Annotated in this window: 20 protein-coding genes; 19 read left to right on the top strand and 1 reads right to left on the bottom strand. The window is 35.4% G+C overall.

Annotated features, from left to right (window positions below):
- Positions 1-34: 34 nt before the first annotated feature.
- The 16 genes from B9Y54_RS08940 to B9Y54_RS09015 all read left to right on the top strand — a co-directional run bounded on the left by B9Y54_RS08940 (position 35) and on the right by B9Y54_RS09015 (position 15,237).
- Positions 35-859 (top strand): DUF459 domain-containing protein, encoded by an 825-nt coding sequence (locus tag B9Y54_RS08940; protein ID WP_085559927.1) that lies wholly within the window; start codon positions 35-37, stop codon positions 857-859.
- 39 nt (positions 860-898) lie between these two features.
- A complete protein-coding gene (locus B9Y54_RS08945; protein WP_085559928.1) occupies positions 899-1,501 on the top strand; it encodes a YpmS family protein in 603 nt (200 codons plus the stop codon).
- Between the two features lie 63 nt (positions 1,502-1,564).
- Positions 1,565-1,786 carry a YozE family protein gene (locus tag B9Y54_RS08950; RefSeq protein WP_085559929.1) on the top strand — a complete coding sequence of 74 codons (222 nt, stop codon included), beginning with the start codon at positions 1,565-1,567 and terminating at the stop codon, positions 1,784-1,786.
- Positions 1,787-1,811: 25 nt separating this feature from the next.
- Positions 1,812-2,531, top strand: a complete 720-nt coding sequence (gene deoD / locus B9Y54_RS08955) for a purine-nucleoside phosphorylase (RefSeq protein WP_085559930.1) — start codon at positions 1,812-1,814, stop codon at positions 2,529-2,531.
- 45 nt (positions 2,532-2,576) lie between these two features.
- Positions 2,577-4,031: a S41 family peptidase gene (locus tag B9Y54_RS08960; RefSeq protein ID WP_085559931.1), complete on the top strand. Its 1,455-nt coding sequence runs from the start codon at positions 2,577-2,579 to the stop codon at positions 4,029-4,031.
- A gap of 135 nt (positions 4,032-4,166) precedes the next feature.
- On the top strand, positions 4,167-4,712 hold the full coding sequence (lepB, locus tag B9Y54_RS08965; RefSeq protein ID WP_085559932.1) for a signal peptidase I: 546 nt from the start codon (positions 4,167-4,169) through the stop codon (positions 4,710-4,712).
- Between the two features lie 24 nt (positions 4,713-4,736).
- The gene (lepB, locus tag B9Y54_RS08970) at positions 4,737-5,411 is read left to right on the top strand and encodes a signal peptidase I (RefSeq protein ID WP_085559933.1); all 675 of its coding nucleotides are present in this window, start codon (positions 4,737-4,739) and stop codon (positions 5,409-5,411) included.
- A gap of 78 nt (positions 5,412-5,489) precedes the next feature.
- Positions 5,490-6,359, top strand: a complete 870-nt coding sequence (gene ylqF / locus B9Y54_RS08975; protein WP_085559934.1) for a ribosome biogenesis GTPase YlqF — start codon at positions 5,490-5,492, stop codon at positions 6,357-6,359.
- Positions 6,360-7,142: a ribonuclease HII gene (locus tag B9Y54_RS08980; protein WP_085559935.1), complete on the top strand. Its 783-nt coding sequence runs from the start codon at positions 6,360-6,362 to the stop codon at positions 7,140-7,142.
- A 132-nt stretch (positions 7,143-7,274) separates the two neighbouring features.
- Positions 7,275-8,153 carry a DNA-processing protein DprA gene (gene dprA / locus B9Y54_RS08985; protein WP_085559936.1) on the top strand — a complete coding sequence of 293 codons (879 nt, stop codon included), beginning with the start codon at positions 7,275-7,277 and terminating at the stop codon, positions 8,151-8,153.
- A 212-nt stretch (positions 8,154-8,365) separates the two neighbouring features.
- Positions 8,366-10,444, top strand: a complete 2,079-nt coding sequence (gene topA, locus B9Y54_RS08990; RefSeq protein WP_085559937.1) for a type I DNA topoisomerase — start codon at positions 8,366-8,368, stop codon at positions 10,442-10,444.
- Positions 10,445-10,585: 141 nt separating this feature from the next.
- The gene (xerC, locus tag B9Y54_RS08995; protein ID WP_085559938.1) at positions 10,586-11,485 is read left to right on the top strand and encodes a tyrosine recombinase XerC; all 900 of its coding nucleotides are present in this window, start codon (positions 10,586-10,588) and stop codon (positions 11,483-11,485) included.
- Positions 11,486-11,524: 39 nt separating this feature from the next.
- Positions 11,525-12,064, top strand: a complete 540-nt coding sequence (gene hslV / locus B9Y54_RS09000; RefSeq protein WP_085559939.1) for an ATP-dependent protease subunit HslV — start codon at positions 11,525-11,527, stop codon at positions 12,062-12,064.
- A 15-nt stretch (positions 12,065-12,079) separates the two neighbouring features.
- Complete coding sequence (gene hslU / locus B9Y54_RS09005) at positions 12,080-13,492, top strand: ATP-dependent protease ATPase subunit HslU (protein WP_085559940.1); 1,413 nt, start codon at positions 12,080-12,082, stop codon at positions 13,490-13,492.
- Between the two features lie 28 nt (positions 13,493-13,520).
- Entirely contained in the window at positions 13,521-14,330 is an 810-nt protein-coding gene (gene codY, locus B9Y54_RS09010) for a GTP-sensing pleiotropic transcriptional regulator CodY (protein WP_085559941.1), read from the top strand.
- A 31-nt stretch (positions 14,331-14,361) separates the two neighbouring features.
- Complete coding sequence (locus B9Y54_RS09015) at positions 14,362-15,237, top strand: aldose 1-epimerase family protein (RefSeq protein WP_420836095.1); 876 nt, start codon at positions 14,362-14,364, stop codon at positions 15,235-15,237.
- Between the two features lie 63 nt (positions 15,238-15,300).
- Here B9Y54_RS09015 and plsY read toward each other — a convergent pair whose 3' ends face one another.
- Positions 15,301-15,915 carry a glycerol-3-phosphate 1-O-acyltransferase PlsY gene (plsY, locus tag B9Y54_RS09020; protein ID WP_085559943.1) on the bottom strand — a complete coding sequence of 205 codons (615 nt, stop codon included), beginning with the start codon at positions 15,913-15,915 and terminating at the stop codon, positions 15,301-15,303.
- A gap of 420 nt (positions 15,916-16,335) precedes the next feature.
- On the opposite strand from plsY, the gene parE reads away from it, so the two are divergent.
- From parE to pflB, 3 genes are all read left to right on the top strand, one after another.
- On the top strand, positions 16,336-18,339 hold the full coding sequence (parE, locus tag B9Y54_RS09025) for a DNA topoisomerase IV subunit B (protein WP_085559944.1): 2,004 nt from the start codon (positions 16,336-16,338) through the stop codon (positions 18,337-18,339).
- Positions 18,329-20,782 carry a DNA topoisomerase IV subunit A gene (parC, locus tag B9Y54_RS09030; RefSeq protein WP_085559945.1) on the top strand — a complete coding sequence of 818 codons (2,454 nt, stop codon included), beginning with the start codon at positions 18,329-18,331 and terminating at the stop codon, positions 20,780-20,782. The genes parE and parC overlap by 11 nt, the downstream gene beginning before the upstream one ends.
- Before the next feature lie 331 nt (positions 20,783-21,113).
- A complete protein-coding gene (gene pflB, locus B9Y54_RS09035) occupies positions 21,114-23,342 on the top strand; it encodes a formate C-acetyltransferase (protein ID WP_085559946.1) in 2,229 nt (742 codons plus the stop codon).
- Positions 23,343-23,363 lie beyond the last annotated feature (21 nt).

Genomic DNA, 23,363 nt, shown 5'->3' on the forward strand with positions numbered 1-23,363 from the left:
ACTATTCTGTTAATTAGTGGAGGTGAATCATCCAATGAAATTCGTTCGTTCGTTTTTGCTCACGTGTTTAATCGTCACTTTAGTTACATTTATCGTATTTCAAGGTTTAAATGTAATGACCGACAAGAAAGAAACAGTAACAACAAAACAAAGTCCTGCTACACTAGAAACAATCCATCTTTTAGCCATTGGTGATTCATTGACAAAAGGTGTAGGAGACAGCACAAAGAATGGCGGATATGTTCCCTTAGTTGCTACTCAGTTAGAAGAAACTATGGGAATAGCCAGCGTGATAACAAAAAATTACGGTGTTACTGGTGAGCGAAGCGATGAAATTTTAGAAAGAATAGAACAAGAAAAGGAAATCCAAAAAGAGATAAAAAAAGCTGATATTATTATTTTAACTGCAGGTGGAAATGATCTCATTGAAACCTTTAAAAAAGAAAAACTTAAAATCAATCAAAAAAGTTTCGTTCAACCAGAAAAAGAATATAAAAAAAATCTATCGACTATTTTAAAAAAAATAATGAAACAAAATTCAAAAGCACAAATTTATGTTTTCGGTTTGTATAACCCTTTCGAAGCTATGTTTCCAGAAATAACTGAAATGAAGACCATACTACGTACCTGGAATGACGATACAAAAAAAGTAGCAGAAGAAAATAATGCAACCTATCTTTCATTAAGTAAGATTTTTAATAACAGTGAGCAATCAAGTATCTCTAATCTAACTAATCCGTCTGATAAAACTGATAAAAGTGCTTTATTATATGAGGAAGATTTATTTCATCCAAACGATAAGGGCTACCAAATGATTGCTGATAAATTATACCGTATTATCATGGACAATAAAGAGTGAGTTAATTAACGATGAAAGATTACTGGAGAGGATTTTAATATGAAAGAAAAGAATGGAAAAAGTAGACTTAATTATTGGAAATGGGCGTTTTTAATGCTGCTATCCATTGTATTAGGAATTATTATATGGTTAACAACTCAGTTAACGCCTTTTATTCAAGGTGAGCCCAGTTTAACTATAGACGAATCTGAAAAAAAAGAAATCACTTTCCAAATTCAAGCACGTAAAGAAGATTTAAATCAATTGGTTACAAATTATATTGATGAAGAACTATCAAATAATCAAGTAGCTTTTAATTTTATCTTAGACCAAGAGGCTCAATTATCCGGAACCTTTCAATTATTTAATCGTGATGTAGGCTTTTCATTATTTCTAGACCCTTTTGTGATGGAAAATGGCAACTTGCAGTTTAAGGCGACTAAAATTTCAGTGGGTGCGTTAGATTTACCCATTTCTTTTGCAATGAATTTGATTAAGTCCCAATTGAAAGTTCCAAATTGGGTTGCTATTGACACAGAAAAAGAAATAATTGTTTTTAATTTAAATGAATTTTATTTAAAAAATGGTATGCATTTTACTGCAGATAAGATTGATTTAGAAAATGATGATATTCGCTTAAATGTTTTTTTACCAAATAATTAAAAAAAGCTACAGGCATTTTTGGATTCACTTTAAAATACAAAAAAGAAGGAGCGCAACAGATTTATGCGAAGTTCATTTTATCACTACTTAATGACAGAAAGAGACCCGCACAAAAAAGATGTGATTACCTTTTTTGCTAATGACGCCTATCTTGACGTTGGCTTTCCGAAACAGTCAGAAGATTACCAAGAAATCAGTCACTACCTAGAATTAAATGGGGAATATATATCAGAAATGGCTATTTTTGATGAAGCATGGGAACGGTATTTAGAAAAAGAAAACTAAAAAAAACAAATTGGAGGAATAAATAATGAGTACACATATTAATGCAACAGAAGGTCAAATAGCTGAAACAATTTTATTGCCAGGGGATCCCTTACGGGCAAAATACATTGCTGAAACATTTTTGACAGATGTTGAACAATACAACAGCGTTCGTAATATGTTTGGGTATACAGGAACGTATAAAGGCGTAAGAATCTCTGTGCAAGGGACTGGGATGGGACTGCCTTCAATGATGATTTATGCAGAAGAATTGATTACAAAGTACAATGTTCAAAACTTAATGCGCGTTGGTACTGCTGGTGGAATGAAAAATTCTATAAAAGTAAGAGACGTAGTTTTAGCACAAGGAGCGACAACCGATTCTAGTATTAACCGTCAAACGTTCCACAATCAAGTTGATTTTGCACCGCTTGCAGACTTTGAATTATTAAAAACCGCTTATGATATTGGAATGGAAAAAGGGATGAGCATGAAAGTTGGAAATGTTTTATCGGCTGATCGTTTTTACAATGAAGAATTAGATAAAAAGAAACTAGCTGATTATGGTGTGCTCGCTGTTGAAATGGAAGCTGCAGGTTTATACACTTTAGCAGCTAAATACGACCGTAAAGCTTTAACCATCCTGACAATCAGCGATCATTTGATAACGGGAGAAGAAACCACTTCAAAAGAGCGCGAAACAACGTTTAATGATATGATGATTTTAGCTTTAGAAACAGCAGTTAAACTAGCTAAAGCTTTATAATAAAATGAGAAGATAGTTATTACGAACTCGAAAGGAGTTAACCCTATGCATGAAGAACCAGAAAAGAAAAAACAAAGTCATGTCAAGGTGAAAACTTTTCTAATTTCTTTGTTTGTTGTTGCCGCTATTTCAATTAGTGGAACGTATTTATTTACAACACAAGCAAATCAAACTGTTCCAGATAAAGAACAACTGAGTATCAAATCAGGTGAACTTTCTAAAATAGAAGCCGTATATGACCAACTTCTTAGTCAATATTTTGAAGATATAGACGAAAGTAAACTTGTTGAAGGTGCATTAGCTGGAATGGTTGATGCTGTTGGCGATCCTTACACTCAATATCTAGATGTGACAGAAGCTACTTCTTTAAATGATACAATTTCAGCGTCGTTTGAAGGCATTGGTGCTGAAGTGATGAAACAAGGCGATGCCATTATGATTGTTTCTCCTATAGCTGGATCTCCAGCAGAAAAAGCTGGATTAAAGCCTAATGATGTCTTATTGAAAGCCGATGACAAAGAGTTAACGGGTTTATCTTTAAATGAAGCTGTTTCATTTATTCGTGGTGAAAAAGGCTCTAAGGTCTTATTAACCATTCGACGTGGCGAAATTCAATTTGAAATTTCTGTTACTCGAGATACGATTCCTGTAGAAACGGTTGTTTATAATTTAGATAAAGAAAATAAAACAATTGGCTATATTTCAATCAATAGTTTCTCAAATCCAACTTATGATGAAATAGTTACAGCAATAAAAGAATTGCGTGCACAGGGAGCGAAATCCTTTGTTTTTGATGTTAGACAAAATCCTGGTGGATTATTAGAGGGTGCTTTGAATATTTCTAATCTATTTGTTAAAGATGGTTCTGTTATCATGCAAACACAAGAAAAAGATCAAGAACCCGTTAAATTACTAGCCGATAAAGAAACAATGGGTGAATTTAAGGTCACAGAGCCAGTTGTTCTCTTAGTTGATGAAGGTAGCGCAAGTGCATCTGAAATCCTTGCAGGAGCACTAAAAGAATCTGCTGATATTCCTATTATTGGAACGAAAACATTTGGTAAAGGAACGGTTCAAACGGTTGCTAGTTTCTCAGATAATAGTGAGTTAAAATTAACGATTGCCAAATGGTTAACACCATCTGGTAAATGGATTCATGAAAAAGGCGTAGAACCAACTATTTCAGTTGAATTACCAGATTACACCAAACTATTGCTTATTGATAGCACAAAAGAATATCAATTAGGAGATGTTTCAGCTGAAGTTGAAAACCTCGAAAAAATATTTGATGCGTTAAATTACAAAACAGGTCCAATCGATGGATATCTTGACGAAACGACTGTTTCAACTATCAAAAAATTCCAAACAGAACAGAAGCTAGCGGCAAACGGTGTAGTCTCTGGCGACACAGCAACAGCAGTGATTGAAGATTTACGCCAATTAATAAAGGACAATGATACACAATATGAAAAAGGAATCGACTATTTGAAAAATAAATAGTCGATTAGATAAGATTAAAAAAGGGAATGTGAGACTTATTTCCCTTTTTTAATCTTGCTTTTATTGGAAATAAATAGTTATTTTAGTCCTTTTCTTGTATGATAGAAACAATTAGATTAGTTTGGAGCGAAACTTATGGAGAAAAAAACTTGGAAGAGCCATTTGTGGGATTGGTTTAAGCCCTTTTTATTTGCAGTGGTACTAACAATTTTCTTTCGGGATCTCATTTTTTTGCCAATGACTATTGAAGGTTCGTCAATGATACCAACATTTCAACAAAATGATGAAATCATCGTAAGAACAGTGTACCATATCAATCGGTTTGATTTAATCGTTTTTAAAGATGACTCTGACCGAATATTTGTTAAGAGAATTATTGGTTTACCTAACGAGACATTATCTTACAAAAATGATCAATTGTATGTAAACGACGTACTAACAAAAGAGCCATTCTTAGCGAATTCATTTGTTGATAAAGCTAGTGGAACATGGACATCTGATTTCACATTAGAAGAAATAACAGGCCAGATAACCATTCCTGAAGATGAGTATTTTGTTCTTGGAGATAATCGTAGATCTAGTAATGATAGCCGTTATTTTGGTTCTATTTCTGCAACGGATATTATTGGTGAAACAAGGATGATTTATTATCCGTTTAAACGTTTGTCCATTGTTCAATAATTTAATAGAAGGTAGTGGTAATAAGTGAGAAAAACAACTTATTCAGATGGAAGAGATACACAAACAGAAAATTTTGAACCTAGAAAAGCTCGCTGTACAAAAGACAGAGAATTAAAAAAGCAGAATGAAAAAAAGAGTTTTATTTCTGAAGTAGGAAATACCTTGATATATATCGCAATTGCTTTAGCTATTTTTTTACTTATTCGTCATTTTTTATTTGTGCCGGTTAGTGTTGATGGAGATTCGATGTATCCAACCCTCCATGATAAAGATCGTTTAATTTTAAATAAAATTGAGAAACCAAATCGATTTGATATCATTGTTTTTCCAGCCCCGAGTAATCCAGAGGAGCCTATATTATCAGGTAAACAATACATTAAGAGAGTCATTGGATTACCCGGAGACGAGCTAATGGTGGTTGATGAAACCTTATATGTGAATGGAGAAGAAGTTAAAGAAACTTACTTAGAGTCTGTTAAAGAAAATTTAGTTCCTGGCGAAATATTAACCGATGACTTTACTCTAGCATCTGTAGCTGGTGTTGAAGAAGTCCCAGAGGATAGTTATTTTGTAATGGGTGACAATCGAACAAATTCTTTAGATAGTCGCGTATTCGGGTTTATTGATGAAACGACTGTTTCAGGGACAACAGATATCCGTATTTGGCCTTTAAAACATTTTGGTAAACTAAACGAATAAAATAAAAAAAGATACCCCAAAAAAAGGAAGAGGCCTTTTCGCCCCTTCCTTTTTTTGGATGGTCAAAGGAGAAAAAATATGCCAACAATTCAATGGTTTCCAGGACATATGGCTAAGGCCAGAAGACAAGTTACAGAGAAACTTACACTAGTAGATGTTGTATTTGAACTAGTGGATGCAAGAATTCCATTATCCAGTCGCAATCCAATCTTGGATGAGTTAATTGGAGAGAAACCGCGAATTGTTATTTTAAACAAAAGTGATTTAGCCGATGCTGTTTTGGTTCAAAAATGGGTTGCTTATTTTAATGATCAAGGTATTTCAGCCGTTCCTATTGTGGCGCAAGAGGGTATCGGGATGAAAAAAGTTATGAGTGAAGCAAAGAGGTTATTGAAACCTAAATTTGATCGAATGGCAGCTCAAGGACGCAAACCTCGTCCAATAAGAGCGATGAGTATTGGTATTCCTAACGTAGGTAAATCAACTCTTATCAATCGATTTATCAAAAAAAATGTTGCTCAAACGGGCAATCGGCCTGGCGTAACGAAAGCCCAACAATGGCTTAAATTAAATAAAGAACTCGATTTATTAGATACACCAGGAATTCTATGGCCAAAATTTGAAGATCCAGAAGTAGGCAAGAAACTAGCTTTAACGGGTGCAATCAAAGATACTATTTTACAATTAGATGATATTGCACTATATGGTTTAGAGATTATGAAAGAAAAATATCCAACAAATCTTGCTGCCCGTTATCGCTTAACTGAGACAGAAATGACTCTAGCACCTGCCGATTTATTAATGCTCATCACAGAAAGAAGAGGGTTTATCGATGACTATAGCCGAGCAGCTGAAATGATTATTTATGAAATACGCAGTGGTAAAGTTGGTCGTTACACACTAGATGAGGTCCCTAAAAATTTAGCTAATGAAACGAGTAAAAAATAAATGGAGAAACCCTTGTCCATTGCTGCAATTAAAGCGATACTTAACGAAATTAATCAACCACTAGATGAGCGCATCTCCATTTTTCGATTAGATCAACGAAAAGGTGTTAGCGTAGCTTTAAAATCATGGGGAAAGCGATTAGAAAAGCAGCGCGAAAAAGAAAGAAAACTAAAAGTTATGCTAGAAAACGAAGAACTTATTTGGGCGAACGGATTATCCTGGATTGCTGGAATCGATGAAGTTGGTCGTGGACCACTAGCTGGTCCTGTAGTAGCAGCTGCTGTTATTTTACCAAAAGATTTTCAAATTTTAGGAATCAATGATTCAAAACAATTATCTAGTGAAAAAAGAGAACAGCTTTTCATTGAGATACAAAAACACGCTTTAGGGATAGGGATAGGAGTAAAAGATCAAGACATCATTGATGATGTGAATATTTATCAAGCAACTAAGTTAGCAATGTTGGAGGCTATTCAACATCTGCCACAGGTACCTGAGTATTTATTAATTGATGCAATGAGACTTCCAACACCTATTCCGCAAGAAAGTTTAATCAAAGGCGATAGTAAAAGCTTATCCATTGCTGCAGCTAGTATTGTTGCAAAAGTAACTCGTGATCGCATGATGGTTGAATATGACCGTTTATACCCAGGCTACGGGTTTGCTCAAAATTCTGGCTATGGGACTAAGCTTCATTTAGCCGGTTTAGAAAAAATAGGCGTTTGTCCAATACACCGTCATTCTTTTGCACCTGTTAGACAAACATTAAACAACTCATTTTAAATAAGCAAAAACACTATCCTTCAAAATAAGAGATAGTGTTTTTTTTGTAAGAGAAAAAATGAATGAGGTCCTACAGGGCGGATACTCTATTAATGAGTCAAATTATAAATAGAGTAGGTTAAAGGAGAAAAAATGGAAAAACAACTTATAGAACAGCGTATATTTCATTTAGCACACTGTCGAGGAATAGGCCCTATTAGTCAGGTTAGAATGGTTGCAGCACTAGTAGATAACTACAAATTAACAGTCTACCAACTAGCTCAATTAGCTAATCTACCGAGTAAAAATAAAGAGGCATTTTTAAAAAGTTATGCTCTTATAGAACTAGAAAGTTTAAAGAAAAAATACGCTAGCCAAGATATTCAATGGATCACTATTTTAGATAATTATTATCCAGAGTATTTAAAACAAATTTATAACCCACCAGCACTTTTATTTTATCGAGGGAATGTACGTTTATTAAGAGATAATTCATTAGCTATCGTAGGCTCAAGGAAAAATACCCCCTATGGTTCTATGGTTTTAGACCGTTTATTGCCTGAGTTAATTAAAAAAGAGCTTGTAACTGTGAGTGGTTTAGCAAAAGGAATTGACTGTGCAGTTCATGAAAAGACTATCTTATTGGGTGGGAAAACAATTGCGGTAATTGGAACAGGATTAGACTATTCTTATCCTTATGAACATAAGAAATTGCAAAAAGAAATTGGTGATCATCATCTTGTTATCTCGGAATACCCAATAGGTATAAAACCATTGCCTTATCATTTTCCAATGCGAAATAGGATTATTGCTGGAGTGTCTTTAGGCACCTTGGTTGTAGAAGCACAAAGCCAGAGTGGTAGTTTAATTACAGCTAATTTTGCTTTGCAAGAAGGACGAGAAGTCTTTGCCGTTCCGGGACCCATTACAAGCCTTTATTCAGAAGGAACCAACCAATTAATTACGCAAGGAGCAAAATGTGTTTTAGCGGCTTCCCACATTTTAGAAGAATTTATTTTTGATACAGAATAAGAATAAAATGACATTGTTTATTTATCGGAAGTAAGCATTTTTTCTTCTATATTACAGTCAGTAAATACACAATAAAAAGTAAGAGTTTTTTATTTATAACTTTCTATAGTTGACAAATGGGTATAAGATGGCATAAGATGATTAACGATTTATGTTTCGGTTAAAACTAGCCGAAGACAGAAAATATGAGCTCACTTGAAAGGAGCATTTCATTGGCCTATAAATACCTGGTAATTGTTGAATCACCAGCTAAAGCAAAAACAATTGAAAAATATTTAGGTAAGAATTATAAAGTCGTTGCTAGTTTAGGTCATATACGTGATTTACCAAAAAGTCGTATGGCTATAGATGTAGAAAATAATTATCAACCCGAATACATTTCAATTCGAGGGAAAGGTCCACTGATTAAAGAGTTAAAAAAATTCGCAAAAAAAGCTGAAAAAGTTTACCTCGCGGCTGACCCGGATAGAGAAGGGGAAGCAATAGCGTGGCACCTTAGCCATTTATTAGGACTAGATATCAACGATAAAAATAGAGTTGCGTTTAATGAGATTACTAAAGAAGCGGTTAAAGGAGCGTTTAAAGAACCTCGTTCAATCGATATGCAACTAGTGGATTCCCAACAAGCCCGTCGAATACTTGACCGTCTTGTAGGTTACACAATCAGCCCTATTCTTTGGAAAAAAGTTAAAAAAGGCTTGAGTGCTGGACGTGTACAATCTATTACACTTAAATTAATCTGCGAAAGAGAACAGCAAATAACTGAATTTGAGCCTGAAGAGTATTGGAGCATCGAAGCAAACTTTAAAAAAGGGGCTAAAAAGTTCAAAGCTCATTTCTATGGTCTAAATGGTAAGAAAATGGATCTTAAGGATGCTGCAGACGTAAAAAAAGTTATCCAAGCCATTAAAAGTGAAGAATATGACGTAACAAAAGTGACGAAAAAAGAACGTAAACGTAATCCAGCTTTGCCATTCAAAACAAGTAGTATGCAACAAGAAGCAGCTAGAAAATTAAATTTTAGAACACAAAAAACGATGATGATTGCTCAACAACTCTATGAAGGCATTTCTTTAGGCCGTGGTGGAGCTGTTGGTTTAATTACTTACATGAGAACTGACTCTACGCGGATAGCCGATTCTGCTAAAAATGAAGTTGTAGAATATATTACAAAAGAATTTGGCTCAGAATTCTCTGCTTCAAAACCACGTCTAGAAAAGAAAGTAGCTAGTTCCCAAGATGCTCATGAAGCAATTCGACCATCAAGTACAATGCGAACACCAAAAGATATTGAAAAATACCTAACAAAAGACCAATATAAGTTATACAATCTTATCTGGTCAAGATTAGTTGCGAGTCAGATGACGCCAGCAATTTTTGATACGGTAAAAGTTGATATTACTCAAGATACTGTTTTGTTTAGAGCGAACGGTTCAACCTTAAAATTCCCTGGATACCAAAAAGTATATGTTGAAGGAACAGATGATGGCAAAGAAGAAAAAGTGAATAGTTTACCTGAACTTGAAAAAGGCGATACAGTGATAGCTGTTGATGTTGAACCAAATCAACACTTCACTCAGCCTCCTGCTCGCTATTCTGAGGCAACGCTCATTAAGACACTAGAAGAAAACGGCGTTGGGCGTCCTTCAACGTATGCTCCTACACTTAATACGATTCTTAAGAGGTATTATGTTAAGATTCAAAGCAAACGCTTTGAGCCAACCGAATTGGGCTTAATTGTGAATAACTTAGTAGTAGAAAACTTCCCGCAAATTGTTGATATTCACTTTACAGCCGAAATGGAAGAAGATCTAGATGCCGTTGAAGACGGAAAAGAAGAATGGACTAACGTTATTGACCGTTTTTATAAACCCTTTATTAAAGAAGTAGAAAATGCTGAAGAAAATATAGAGAAAATTCAAATAAAAGATGAGCCTGCCGGCTTTGACTGCGAGTTATGCGGTCATCCAATGGTGATTAAATTAGGACGATACGGAAAATTTTATGCCTGTAGTAATTTTCCAGAATGCCGAAATACAAAAGCGATTGTCAAAGAGATTGGCGTTCTTTGTCCATTGTGTCAAGAAGGACAAGTTATTGAGCGGAAATCTAAGAAAAACCGCTTATTTTATGGATGCGATCGTTACCCAACTTGTGAGTTCGTTTCATGGGATAAACCCATTGGCAGAAATTGCCCTAAGTGTGAACATTATCTAACGGAAAAGAAAACAAAAGGTAAAACACAAGTCATTTGTAGTCACTGTGACTATAAAGAAGAAACACAACAATAAGGTTTCTGTAAACAAGGTATAAGATAAAAATTATTTGTCGGTTAAAAAACTAATAAAATACAAAATACAATGAAGTTAATCAATTGTAATCCTTTTACTTCTATGATAAGGTGATTTTGTCATAGGAGTGGAGGGGTTTTTTTGACAAACCTTGAATTAAAAAAAATATTTCTGCTGTACTTAATTACTGAACGACATTATTCTGAACTTACTAAAAAAGCTTACGAGGAAGACATCAATGAATTTACAGATTTCTTAGAGGCCACTGGTAAAGCAGATTATGAATCCGTTGGCTTACAAGATGTTCGTATTTTTTTAGGTGAACTAAGCGAGCGTCAATTGAGTCGAAATACGATTTCTAGAAAAATATCGAGCCTTAGAGCTTTTTATCAATTTCTTTTAAAAAATCAGCTGATATCAGAGAATCCCTTTTCTTATATTCATCTAAAAAAGAAAAATCTTCGTTTGCCTCGTTTTTTCTACGAAAAAGAAATAGCGGTGCTATTTGAAGCAGTTAAGGGCAAAGAACCACTTGATTTTAGAAACGAAGCTCTTTTAGAAGTATTGTATGGAACTGGAATCAGACTTAGCGAATGCAAGAATATCGTTATGAATGATATTGATTTTGATTTGGGAATTCTACTCATTCGCGGCAAAGGAAACAAAGAGCGCTACGTTCCATTTGGCCATTATGCCGCAGCAGCGATACAAGAATATCTTGAAAAAGGGCGAGATATCCTAATGGTAAAATATGAAAAACAGCACAATTACTTATTTGTTAATCAATATGGGACACCTATATCTTCATCGGGTATTGAATACGTCTTAAATCAAATCATCAAAAAAAGCAGTCTAACCTCTAAAATCCATCCCCATATGTTGCGCCATACCTTTGCAACCCATTTATTAAATAATGGAGCGGATATGAGAACGGTTCAAGAATTATTAGGACACGCTAGTTTATCTTCAACACAAATTTATGCCCATGTTACGAAAGAACACTTACAAAAAAACTACCGTAAGTTTCATCCAAGAGCTTAAGATAAAAAGAATAAGCGGTAGGTTAACGGAGGAAAAAAGATGACAACATTTCATGCAACAACTATATTTGCTATTCAACACAATGGAACTTGTGCTATGTCTGGAGACGGGCAAGTTACAATGGGCGAAAGCGTCATCATGAAAGGAACGGCTCGTAAAGTTCGTCGCATCTATCACGATGAAGTACTCGTAGGTTTTGCCGGAAGTGTCGCAGATGCGTTTACTTTAGAAGAACGGTTTGAAGGTAAGTTGAGTGAGTACAAAGGAAATTTAACCCGTGCGGCAGTCGAATTAGCTAAAGAATGGCGTTCAGATCGGGCACTTCAAAAATTAGAAGCGTTGCTTATTGTGATGAATAAAGACGAGATGCTTATGGTCTCTGGTTCGGGTGAAGTTATCCAACCAGATGATGGTATTTTAGCGATTGGTTCTGGTGGGAATTTTGCTTTAGCCGCAGGAAGAGCCTTAAAAAAATATGGCAAAGATCTCACCGCTGCAGAAATTGCAAAAGAGAGTTTAACAGTAGCGGCTGATATTTGTGTTTACACGAACCATAATATTATTGTGGAAGAATTATAAGGACGTGATGATAGGATGAACACAGTAGAAAATATGACACCTAGAGAAATTGTGAGTGAATTAGATAAGTACATTATCGGTCAAAAAGAAGCTAAAAAATCAGTCGCAGTAGCTTTACGCAACAGGTACCGACGTTTACAATTAGACGAAGCAATGCGAAAAGAAATAACACCTAAGAATCTATTAATGATTGGGCCGACCGGAGTAGGTAAAACTGAAATTGCTAGACGCTTAGCTACGATTGTCAAAGCACCATTCATTAAAGTCGAAGCAACCAAATTTACAGAAGTTGGTTACATTGGACGGGATGTTGAATCAATGGTTCGTGACTTAGTGGAAGCTGCAATTGTCATTGTTGAAAAACAACAACATTCTAAGGTTTATCTTCAAGCTGAAAAGAATGCGGTTAATCGTTTAGTCAAGATTTTAGTGCCTGGTATAAAAAAAGAAAAGAAACAATCAAACGCATCCAATCCATTTGAATCGATGTTTCAAGGGATGAATTTAAATCAAGAAAAACCTGTTGAAGAGGAAGAAGAAGTCAACGAAACCATTACGCTTAATCGTGAATCAATCAAACAACAAATTCGAAACGGTCAATTGGATAACAGAGAAGTAACTATTGAAATAAAAGAGCATAAAAAAAGTATGAACTCGCCTATGAATGCAGGCTTAGAACAAATGGGCATTGATTTAAGTGAAACACTAGGTGCGTTACGTTCAAAAAACAAAGTTAAACGAGCCGTTACAGTTAAAGAAGCACTAGATATTTTGATTCAAGAAGAATCAGAAAAACTAGTTAATCAAGAAGATATTTATTCAAAAGCTATTCATTTAGCGCAAAACTCAGGTATTATTTTTATTGATGAGTTTGATAAGATTACCTCTAAAAGTAGCCAGTCTGGTGAGGTATCTAGAGAGGGTGTACAAAGAGACATTCTGCCAATCGTCGAAGGCTCACAAGTATCCACTAAATATGGTGCCATTCAAACAGATTACATCTTGTTTATCGCTTCAGGTGCCTTTCATATGTCTAAACCAAGCGACTTAATCCCTGAATTACAAGGACGTTTCCCAATCCGTGTCGAACTAGATGATTTAACAAAAGAAGATTTTGTCAAAATTTTAACAGAGCCTAATAATGCCTTAGTTAAACAGTACATCGCTATGATTGCGACAGATAATATTGATGTTACCTTTACATATGAGGCGATTGAAAGATTAGCTGATATTGCTTATCGTGTAAACCACGAAACGGATAATATCGGTGCTAGACGCTTGCATACTATTTTAGAAAAACTACTAGAAGATTTGTTGTTTGAGGCACCTGATATGCAGATGGGTGATATCACAATTACAAAAAGTTACGTTGACGAAAAGATTGCGCACATTGTTGAAGACAAAGATTTAAGTAGATATATATTATAATGACGCTAGTTACGTGGAGGAATAAGCCATGAGTGGATTGCTTCAAAAGATGCGTATGATTAATCAAATGCTCCAAAAAAAAGGTGGCGTAGTAAATACTCAGCTAGCTATAGAAGGGCAACTTCCTTTTAATGATATGGCTAGTATTTTAGCCGATGTTTTAAACGTAAATGCTTATTTAATTGATGAAACCGGAAATCTATTGGGTTTTAATGAAAAGCATGAAATTAATAACGAGCGTGTAAAAGAAATGTTGAAAGCAGAAAAATTTCCTTTTGACTATTCCTTGAGCATGCTCGAAATTAGCGAAACTCGTTCAAATATTGGTATAGAGAGTGATTATACTATTTTCCCAATTGAAACAAGAGATTTATTTATCAACGGTTTAACAACCATTATTCCTATTTACGCAGCAGGTGAGCGGTTAGGAACGCTAATTCTAGCCCGTCTTTCGCCAGAATTTGATGATAATGATTTGATTTTAGGAGAACACGCTTCTACGGTAGTCGGTATCGAAATTTTATTTAAAAAGTCTACTCAAATAGAAGAGGAAACAAGAAATAGTGCGATAGTTCAAATCGCTCTCAAAACATTATCCTACAGTGAAATGAAGGCTGTCAAAGCTATTTTTGAAGAGCTTAATGGAACAGAAGGACGTTTAACGACCTCTATCATTGCAGACAAAATTGGTATCACACGTTCTGTTATTGTTAATGCATTGAGAAAATTAGAATCAGGTGGTATTATCGAGACTAAGTCTCTTGGGATGAAAGGGACTTACATTCGTATTTACAATAAAAAATTTAAAAGTGCTTTAGATAGAGAAACGTTTTATTAAAACACTTAAGATGATAAGGGAGTTGGGAGCTTTGATTAAACTAGAAAACCAGTTTATAACGGTTGAGATTTTAGAAAAAGGTGCAGAACAAACCAGTTTAATAAACAAACAGACCGGCATTGACTATCTTTGGCAAGGAGATTCAGCTTATTGGAATAGACAGGCTCCTGTTTTGTTTCCTTTTGTTGGACGTCTGAAGGATAATCAATACCAATACAACAATAAAACTTATAGCATGAATCAACATGGTTTTGCTAGAGATCGTATTTTTGAGGTAACCAATCAGAATGAAACAGCTGTAACGTTGTCTCTTTTATCCGACGAAGAATCCAAGGAAATCTATCCCTTTGATTTTTGTTTAAAGATTACTTACCAACTAGAGGAAGCTTCTGTTAAAGTTAGCTACCAAGTTGAAAATATCAATGCCGATGAACCGATGTACTTCTCTATCGGAGGGCATCCTGGTTTTAATATGCCCTTGACTGATGAGACAAGTTTTGAAGATTATTATTTAAGCTTTTCACCAAAGCGTTCAAGGACACTTATCCCGTTAAAAGGGGCCTACATTGATTATGAAAACCGAACTTTAGGGCAAACAAATACGGATATTGCGTTAAGATGGCGCCATTTTGATGAAGACGCGCTTATCTATGAAACAAAGAATAAAAATGTTTTTTCTATTCTTTCAGATAAAACAACACATGGTATTTCTGTTAGCTTTACAGATTTTCCATATGTCGGAATTTGGTCTCCCGCAAAACTGAAAGCTCCTTTAGTTTGTATTGAGCCTTGGTATGGCATTGCAGACACAAGTGATGCTAGTGGACGCTTAGAAGATAAGTTAGGAATTCAATTCTTAAAACCTAGCGAACAATTTAACTGCGAGTATACTATTACTATTTTTTAATCTAAAAAAAGTCTGACAGATTATCCTGTCAGACTTTTAATTTGTTCTTTGCTTCTAGTGTTGCTACGAATCCTTTTTAGTTTTTTTGTATCCGTATCCAAATGGAACTTTGCTTTCTGTCCCAAGTCGAATTCGTTTGATGTTATCTTTGTGTCGATAGATAATAAAAACAGCTAAAATTCCAGCTATCGTTGTTAACACCCAATCATTCGTTACCAGACTAGAAGGAAGGATAATTAATAAGCCGAGAATACTTGAGAAGCTTACCATCCTTGAAAAATAGAGAATCACTAAAAATAAAACTACACAGAAAATAAAAAACGGCGGATTATAGGCTAATAAGACTCCAGCACTAGTCGCGACTGCTTTTCCACCTTTGAATTGAGCGAAAATTGGAAAGGTATGCCCAATTATCGCACCAAGCCCTACAACCATGGGGTTCAATTCGGAATTCAGAAAATAAGGAAGACTGCCTGCGAGTGTGCCTTTTAAAACGTCAGCCAATAAGACCATAACACCAGCTTTAAAACCTAAAATACGAAACGTATTTGTTGTTCCTGAATTGCCACTACCAAAATCTCGAATATCTTTTCCATACATCTTTTTACCAATCCATACGCCAGATGGAATTGAACCAAGCAAATAGGCTACACCAAACATAAAGATAATTTTTACCACTTTATTCACTCCTAACTTAGCAAATTAATTGCCAGTACGCTGTATTTTACCATTTTTTTTATTCTAAGGCTAGTGAAAGTAGAGCAGAACGATTATTAAAAATAGGTTAGATTTAAGTTTAAATACAAGCTTATAAAAAGGGTTTATCGATTTATTGCTTGCTTTTAAGGAATGGAACTAGTTTAATAGGAAGGCAGAGTTTAATCATTTAAAAACCGAACGTACTTTCGTTTTTTTTACCGAATAAACAATTTTTACTTTTCAATCACATAGAGTTAGAGTATTATTAAATAGATACTTAAAGGATCAAACGGATGTATACGAAGTGAAAAACCTAATTCAATAGCTAAAAACAGATACGGTTTCGTTGAAGGATTATGGAGTTTAACACTAAGTATCACGTAATAAGGAGTTTTTTAAATGCCAAAAAAAATAAAAACAGCGTATGATGATACATCCATTCAAGTCTTAGAAGGATTAGAAGCAGTACGCAAAAGACCTGGTATGTATATTGGCTCTACTGACACGAGAGGCTTACATCATTTAGTCTATGAAATTGTTGACAACTCAGTCGATGAAGCTTTATCAGGCTATGGCGATGACATTAAAGTTACTTTGCATAAAGACAATAGCATTAGCGTAAAAGACAATGGCCGTGGGATGCCGACGGGAATGCACGCATCAGGGATGCCGACTGTTCAAGTTATCTTCACTATTTTACATGCAGGCGGTAAATTTGGTCAAGAAGGTGGCTACAAAACATCTGGTGGTCTTCATGGTGTAGGAGCTAGTGTCGTTAACGCTCTTTCTGAATGGCTAACGGTCACCATTGTTCGTGATGGTGTTGAGTACCAGCAAAAATTTATCAATGGAGGAAAACCCTCTGGGACTTTAAATAATAAAAAGAGCACTCGTCAAAAAAACGGCACAACGGTTCATTTTAAACCAGATACATCTATTTTTTCAACGATTAAATACTCGTATGATGTGTTATCAGAACGGTTAAGAGAGTCAGCCTTTTTATTAAAAAATCTACGCATCGAGCTAATTGATGAAAGAAACGATTGCTCTGATATTTTTCATTATGAAGAAGGCATTAAAGAGTTTATTGCCTACTTAAATGAAGACAAAGATACGCTAACTCCCATTGCCTATTTTTCAGGAGAAAGCAATCAAATTGAAGTAGAATTTTCATTTCAATACAATGATGGCTACTCAGAAAATATTTTATCTTTTGTTAATAACGTTCGAACAAAAGATGGTGGAACACATGAATCTAGTATGAAAACAGCTTTTACGAAAACACTTAATGATTATGCAAGAAAAGTTAATTTATTAAAAGAAAAAGAAAAAAATCTTGAAGGAAGCGACTTTAGAGAAGGACTATCGGCCATTATCTCTGTGCGCATTCCTGAGGATTTATTGCAATTTGAAGGACAAACAAAGAGTAAACTCGGAACGGCACAAGCTCGTGGAGCCGTTGAAGCGGTTATCGGCGAACAATTGAGTTTTTACTTAGTGGAAAATGGCGAAACCAGCCAACAATTGATTCGTAAGGCTCTTTCGGCACGAGAAGCCCGGACTGCCGCTAGAAAAGCACGTGAGGAAAGTCGTAATGGAAAAAAGCGCAAAAAAAATGATTCCTTATTATCTGGTAAACTAACACCAGCACAAAGTAAAAATGCTAAGCGTAACGAATTATTCTTAGTCGAAGGAGATTCAGCTGGTGGGTCTGCTAAACAAGGTCGTGATCGCAAATTCCAAGCGATTTTACCTTTACGCGGAAAAGTTATTAATACCGAAAAAGCCAAATTACAAGATATTATGAAAAATGAAGAAATCAATACGATGATTTATACGATTGGTGCTGGTGTCGGGGCTGAATTTGATATTGAAGCTTGCAACTATGATAAAATCATCATCATGACCGATGCTGACACCGATGGAGCCCATATTCAAGTGCTCTTATTAACCTTTTTTTATCGTTACATGAAACCCTTATTTGAAGCAGGTAAAATTTATCTAGCGATGCCGCCTTTATATAAACTTTCTAAGGGAACGGGTAAAAAAGAAAAAATTGCTTATGCATGGACCGATGATGAGCTGGTAGGGGTAACCGAATCATTTGGAAAAAACTACATCCTACAGCGTTACAAAGGACTAGGTGAGATGAATGCTGACCAACTATGGGAAACAACTATGGATCCTGATACAAGAACGCTTATACGCGTCAGAATCGACGATGCTGCCCAAGCTGAACGTCGCGTCTCTGTTTTAATGGGCGATAAAGTCGAACCTCGTCGTAAATGGATTGAATCTCACGTAGAATTCTCTCTTGAAGAGGGAAGCAGTCTATTAGACAACGATCAACTTATGGAAACATCGCAATTAGAAGATGAAGGAAGTGTTAGAGATGGAGAGTAGGTCGGATATTCAAGAATTAACCCTTGAAGAAGTGATGGGCGATCGATTTGGTCGCTATTCAAAATACATCATTCAAGAACGGGCATTGCCGGATATACGTGACGGCTTAAAACCAGTGCAACGTCGAATTTTATATGCGATGAACGTGGAAGGCAATACTTCTGATAAAGGCTTTCGTAAATCTGCTAAAACAGTCGGAAATGTTATTGGTAATTATCATCCGCATGGCGATAGCAGTGTCTATGAAGCGATGGTTCGTTTGAGCCAAAATTGGAAACAACGAGAAGAATTAGTTGAGATGCACGGAAATAACGGGAGCATGGATGGTGATCCTCCTGCAGCGATGCGATATACCGAAGCTCGCTTATCTAAAATTGCAGAAGAGCTATTAAAAGATATCGACAAAGAAACGGTTGATTTTGTCTTAAACTTTGATGATACAGATGAGGAACCAACTGTTTTGCCCGTTCGTTACCCTAATTTGTTGGTTAACGGCGCAACCGGCATTTCTGCTGGATATGCGACTGATATTCCTTCTCATAATTTAAGTGAAGTGATTGATGCAACAGTTTACCTAATTGACCACCCACAAGCAACAGCAGTTGACTTAATGGCCTATTTAAAAGGACCTGATTTTCCAACAGGCGGAATTTTACAAGGAATTGACGGAATCAGAAAAGCTTATGAAACAGGTAAAGGAAAAGTAATTGTTCGCTCTAAGACGCACATAGAGGAATTAAGAGGCGGTAAGCAACAAATCGTTATCAATGAAATTCCGTACGATGTGAATAAGGCTGTTCTCGTTCGTAAAATGGATGAAATTCGTTTAAATAAAAAAATAGACGGTATTGCTGAAGTTCGCGATGAATCAGATCGAACCGGTTTACAAATTGTTGTCGAGTTAAAAAAAGACGTAAATGCTCAAGGTATTTTAACTTATTTACTAAAAAGTACGGACTTACAAGTTTCATACAACTTTAATATGGTTGCTATCGATAAGAAAAGGCCACAACAAGTAGGAATTGTGCGTATGCTAGAAGCTTATCTCGAGCACCAAAACGAGGTTATCGTAAGACGGACGCAGTTTAATCTAAGAAAAGCAGAAACGAGAGCACATATTGTTGTCGGTTTAATCAAAGCTCTTTCGATATTAGACGAAATCATTGCAGCTATTCGTGGTAGTAAAGATAAAAAGAATGCAAAGGATACTATTATAAGCAAATTTGGTTTTACAGAAGAACAAGCAGAAGCGATTGTTTCTTTGCAGTTGTATCGTTTAACTAATACAGATATCACGGCTCTAGAAAGTGAAGCTGATACGTTAGAAAAAGCCATTGCGTCTTTTAACAAAATTCTAACTAGCCCTACTGAAATGAAACGTGTCATGAAAAAAGAACTTTCTGAAATCAAGAAAAAATATGGCAGTCCTCGTCGCACAGTGATTGAAAACGAAATAGAGGAATTAAAAGTAGAAACAGAAGTGCTGGTTACTCAAGAAGAAGTGATGGTATCTGTTACTAAAGAAGGTTACCTCAAACGGACTAGCTTGCGTTCTTATGGCGCATCAAAACCGGAAGAAATTGGTGTTAGAGAAGGGGATTACCCTATATTTATCGAACAGCTAAATACTTTGCATCATTTATTTTTATTTACAACTAAAGGTAATATCATTTATCGGCAAGTTCATGAAATAGCTGATATTAGATGGAAAGATAGTGGCGAACACCTTTCTCAACATATTGCTCTTGGGCAAGATGAAACAATTTTAAAAGCATTCGGGTTGAAAACACTCGATCCTTCGGCAACGGTTACACTTATTAGCAAAGAAGGCTTTATCAAGCAATCGAGTATCGATAATCTTTTCGGTCGCAGTTATTTGACAAAATCATTTACAGTGATGAAATTAAAAACAGAAACAGATCGGGTTGAGAATATTATTTATACAGAAAATCAACAAGAAAAAGATGTTTTCCTTATCACTCAAAAAGGATTTGGGTTAAGGTATCCGCTAAGTGAAGTGCCAATAGTAGGTGCTAAAGCAGGTGGCGTTAAGTCCATCAACTTGAAAAAAGACGATTATGTAGTTAACGGCATTGTTTTTGATACAACATCTGCGAAAACAGATATCTTAATCGTTACCCAAAGAGGATCTATTAAAAAAATGACTATTAACGATTTTGATACTTTAGGAAGAGCCAAACGTGGTTTATTAGTATTAAGAGAATTGAAAAGTAATCCACATAGAGTTGCTTTCTTATTAGATGGAAGCAAAGGAAAAGAATACACTATACGAACAGAAAGAGAAAAAGAGATTTATTTAGCAAGTTCTTCCTATCAAGTAAGCGACCGTTATTCTAACGGTTCATTTATTTTAGATCAAGGAATAGATGGCAGTCCGGTAGATATCCAAACAGATATCTTTTATGATTTGAATAAGGCGTAAAAAAAAGGCAAACAGATTAGTCTGTTTGCCTTTTTTCTGTACTACATTAAACGTGTAAAACTAATTATGTATTAGTACAGTTTAACGAAAAAAGGTTAACTCATTTTCAAAACGCAAAACATGTGAATTGATAATCATTCTCAATTAGAAAATAAAAAAATCTATAAAACCTTTATTTAAAGGGATTTACAAATAATTTGTGACAAAAAGATGAAAAAAAGTTCTTTTTAGGGCGATAATTAGTTTGTTTTAATTTATTCATGTGTTATAATGAGCAAGAAGAAGCTGTTACAATCAAATGATAGTCAACTAATAAGGAGGTTCATTAAAAATGGAGCAATGGGTAAAATTTAAAGGTAAAGTATGGCAACAGGAAATCGACGTTCGTGATTTTATTCAACAAAACTTTAGTCAGTATAACGGTACAGATGAATTCTTAGCAGGTCCTACTGAGGCAACTTCAGCACTTTGGGAACAAGTAATGGATTTAAATAAACAAGAACGTGAAGCAGGCGGAGTATTGGATATGGATACAAAAGTTGTATCAACAATCACTTCTCATGCAGCTGGCTATTTAAATAAGGAATTGGAACAAATTGTAGGATTCCAAACTGAAAAACCATTTAAACGTGGATTACAACCATTTGGCGGTATCCGCATGAGTGAGCTATCTGCTGAAGCATATGGTTTTGAAATAGATCCAGAAGTTTCACACGTTTTTCGTGATTATCGTAAAACTCATAACCAAGGCGTTTTCGATGCTTACACTCCTGAAATCCGTGCTGCTCGTCGCAGTGGTATCATTACTGGTTTACCAGATGCATATGGCCGCGGCCGTATTATTGGTGATTACCGCCGTGTAGCTTTATATGGAATAGATCGTTTAATTACAGAAAAGAAACATGACTTATCTATTACTGGTTACGGTACAATGAGCGAAACAATTATCAGAGACCGTGAAGAAATCAATGAGCAAATTCGTGCTTTAGCAGAATTAAAAGAACTAGGAAATATTTACGGCTTTGATATTGCACGACCAGCAAACAATGCAACAGAAGCTTTCCAATGGTTATATCTTGGTTATTTAGCAGCTGTAAAAGAACAAAATGGAGCAGCTATGTCTTTAGGCCGCACGTCAACTTTCTTAGATATTTATATTGAAAGAGATTTAACAGCTGGAACGTTAACAGAAGAACAAGCTCAAGAAATTGTTGATCACTTTGTTATGAAACTTCGTTTAGTTAAATTCTCTCGCACACCTGAATACAATGACTTATTCTCTGGCGATCCAACATGGGTAACAGAAGCAATTGGCGGGATTAGTGAAGACGGACGCCATTTAGTAACGAAAAGTAGTTATCGCTTCTTACACACATTGACTAACTTAGGACCTGCACCAGAGCCAAACTTGACTGTATTATGGTCAACACGCTTGCCTGAAAACTTTAAAAAGTTCTGCGCAAAAGTTTCTATCGAGTCTAGCGCAATTCAATATGAAAATGACGATGTTATGCGCCTTGAGTGGGGCGATGATTACGGAATCGCTTGTTGTGTTTCTGCAATGCGCATTGGTAAACAAATGCAATTCTTCGGTGCTCGTGCTAACTTAGCGAAAACATTGCTATATGCTATTAACGGTGGAGTAGATGAGAAATCTAAAGCACAAGTAGGGCCTAAATATCAACCAATTACTTCAGAATATTTAGACCATGATGAAGTAATGGAAAAATACGACACTATGATGGAATGGATTGCTGACTTGTATTTAAATACATTAAATATCATTCACTTCATGCATGACAAATATTCTTACGAGAAATTAGAAATGTCACTACATGATACTGATGTAATGCGTACAATGGCCACAGGGATTGCTGGTTTCTCAGTTGTTATTGACTCTTTGTCAGCAATTAAATACGCTAAAGTTAAAACAATCAGAGATGAAAATGGTTTAGTTATGGACTACGAAATTGAAGGCGATTATCCTAAATTTGGAAATAACGACGATCGTGCAGACGAAATTGGCATCTGGTTATTAAAAACATTTATGGCGAAAGTTAAAAAGCACCCAACTTATCGTGGAGCAAAGCATACAACATCTATTCTTACAATTACATCAAACGTTGTTTATGGTAAAAAAACAGGTAATACTCCTGATGGTCGTCGTGCAGGCGAACCTTTCGCTCCTGGAGCAAACCCAATGCATGGCAGAGATACACATGGAGCACTAGCAAGTCTGAACTCTGTAGCAAAAATACCTTACAAATATTCATTAGATGGTATTTCAAATACATTCTCTATTATTCCAAAAGCTTTAGGTAAAGAAGATGACGTACAACAATCTAATCTAGCTAGCATGCTCGACGGCTATGTTAAAAAAGGTGGACATCATTTAAACGTAAACGTATTTAACCGCGAAACATTGTTAGATGCTATGGATCACCCAGAAGATTACCCACAATTAACCATTCGTGTATCTGGTTATGCTGTTAACTTCATTAAATTAACACGTGAGCAACAAATGGATGTTATTAATCGTACAATGCATGAAAGTATGTAAGAAAAAGATTACTAACAGAGA

The organism is Carnobacterium iners (assembly GCF_900177385.1).
GTDB lineage: Bacteria > Bacillota > Bacilli > Lactobacillales > Carnobacteriaceae > Carnobacterium_A > Carnobacterium_A iners.

Bases quoted from the DNA above. Each gene is read 5' to 3' on its own strand.
- B9Y54_RS08940 (WP_085559927.1), top strand. From the start codon at position 35: ATGAAATTCGTTCGTTCGTTTTTGCTCACGTGTTTAATCGTCACTTTA.
- B9Y54_RS08945 (WP_085559928.1), top strand. From the start codon at position 899: ATGAAAGAAAAGAATGGAAAAAGTAGACTTAATTATTGGAAATGGGCG.
- B9Y54_RS08950 (WP_085559929.1), top strand. From the start codon at position 1,565: ATGCGAAGTTCATTTTATCACTACTTAATGACAGAAAGAGACCCGCAC.
- deoD (WP_085559930.1), top strand. From the start codon at position 1,812: ATGAGTACACATATTAATGCAACAGAAGGTCAAATAGCTGAAACAATT.
- B9Y54_RS08960 (WP_085559931.1), top strand. From the start codon at position 2,577: ATGCATGAAGAACCAGAAAAGAAAAAACAAAGTCATGTCAAGGTGAAA.
- lepB (WP_085559932.1), top strand. From the start codon at position 4,167: ATGGAGAAAAAAACTTGGAAGAGCCATTTGTGGGATTGGTTTAAGCCC.
- ylqF (WP_085559934.1), top strand. From the start codon at position 5,490: ATGCCAACAATTCAATGGTTTCCAGGACATATGGCTAAGGCCAGAAGA.
- B9Y54_RS08980 (WP_085559935.1), top strand. From the start codon at position 6,360: ATGGAGAAACCCTTGTCCATTGCTGCAATTAAAGCGATACTTAACGAA.
- dprA (WP_085559936.1), top strand. From the start codon at position 7,275: ATGGAAAAACAACTTATAGAACAGCGTATATTTCATTTAGCACACTGT.
- hslV (WP_085559939.1), top strand. From the start codon at position 11,525: ATGACAACATTTCATGCAACAACTATATTTGCTATTCAACACAATGGA.
- hslU (WP_085559940.1), top strand. From the start codon at position 12,080: ATGAACACAGTAGAAAATATGACACCTAGAGAAATTGTGAGTGAATTA.
- codY (WP_085559941.1), top strand. From the start codon at position 13,521: ATGAGTGGATTGCTTCAAAAGATGCGTATGATTAATCAAATGCTCCAA.
- parE (WP_085559944.1), top strand. From the start codon at position 16,336: ATGCCAAAAAAAATAAAAACAGCGTATGATGATACATCCATTCAAGTC.
- parC (WP_085559945.1), top strand. From the start codon at position 18,329: ATGGAGAGTAGGTCGGATATTCAAGAATTAACCCTTGAAGAAGTGATG.
- pflB (WP_085559946.1), top strand. From the start codon at position 21,114: ATGGAGCAATGGGTAAAATTTAAAGGTAAAGTATGGCAACAGGAAATC.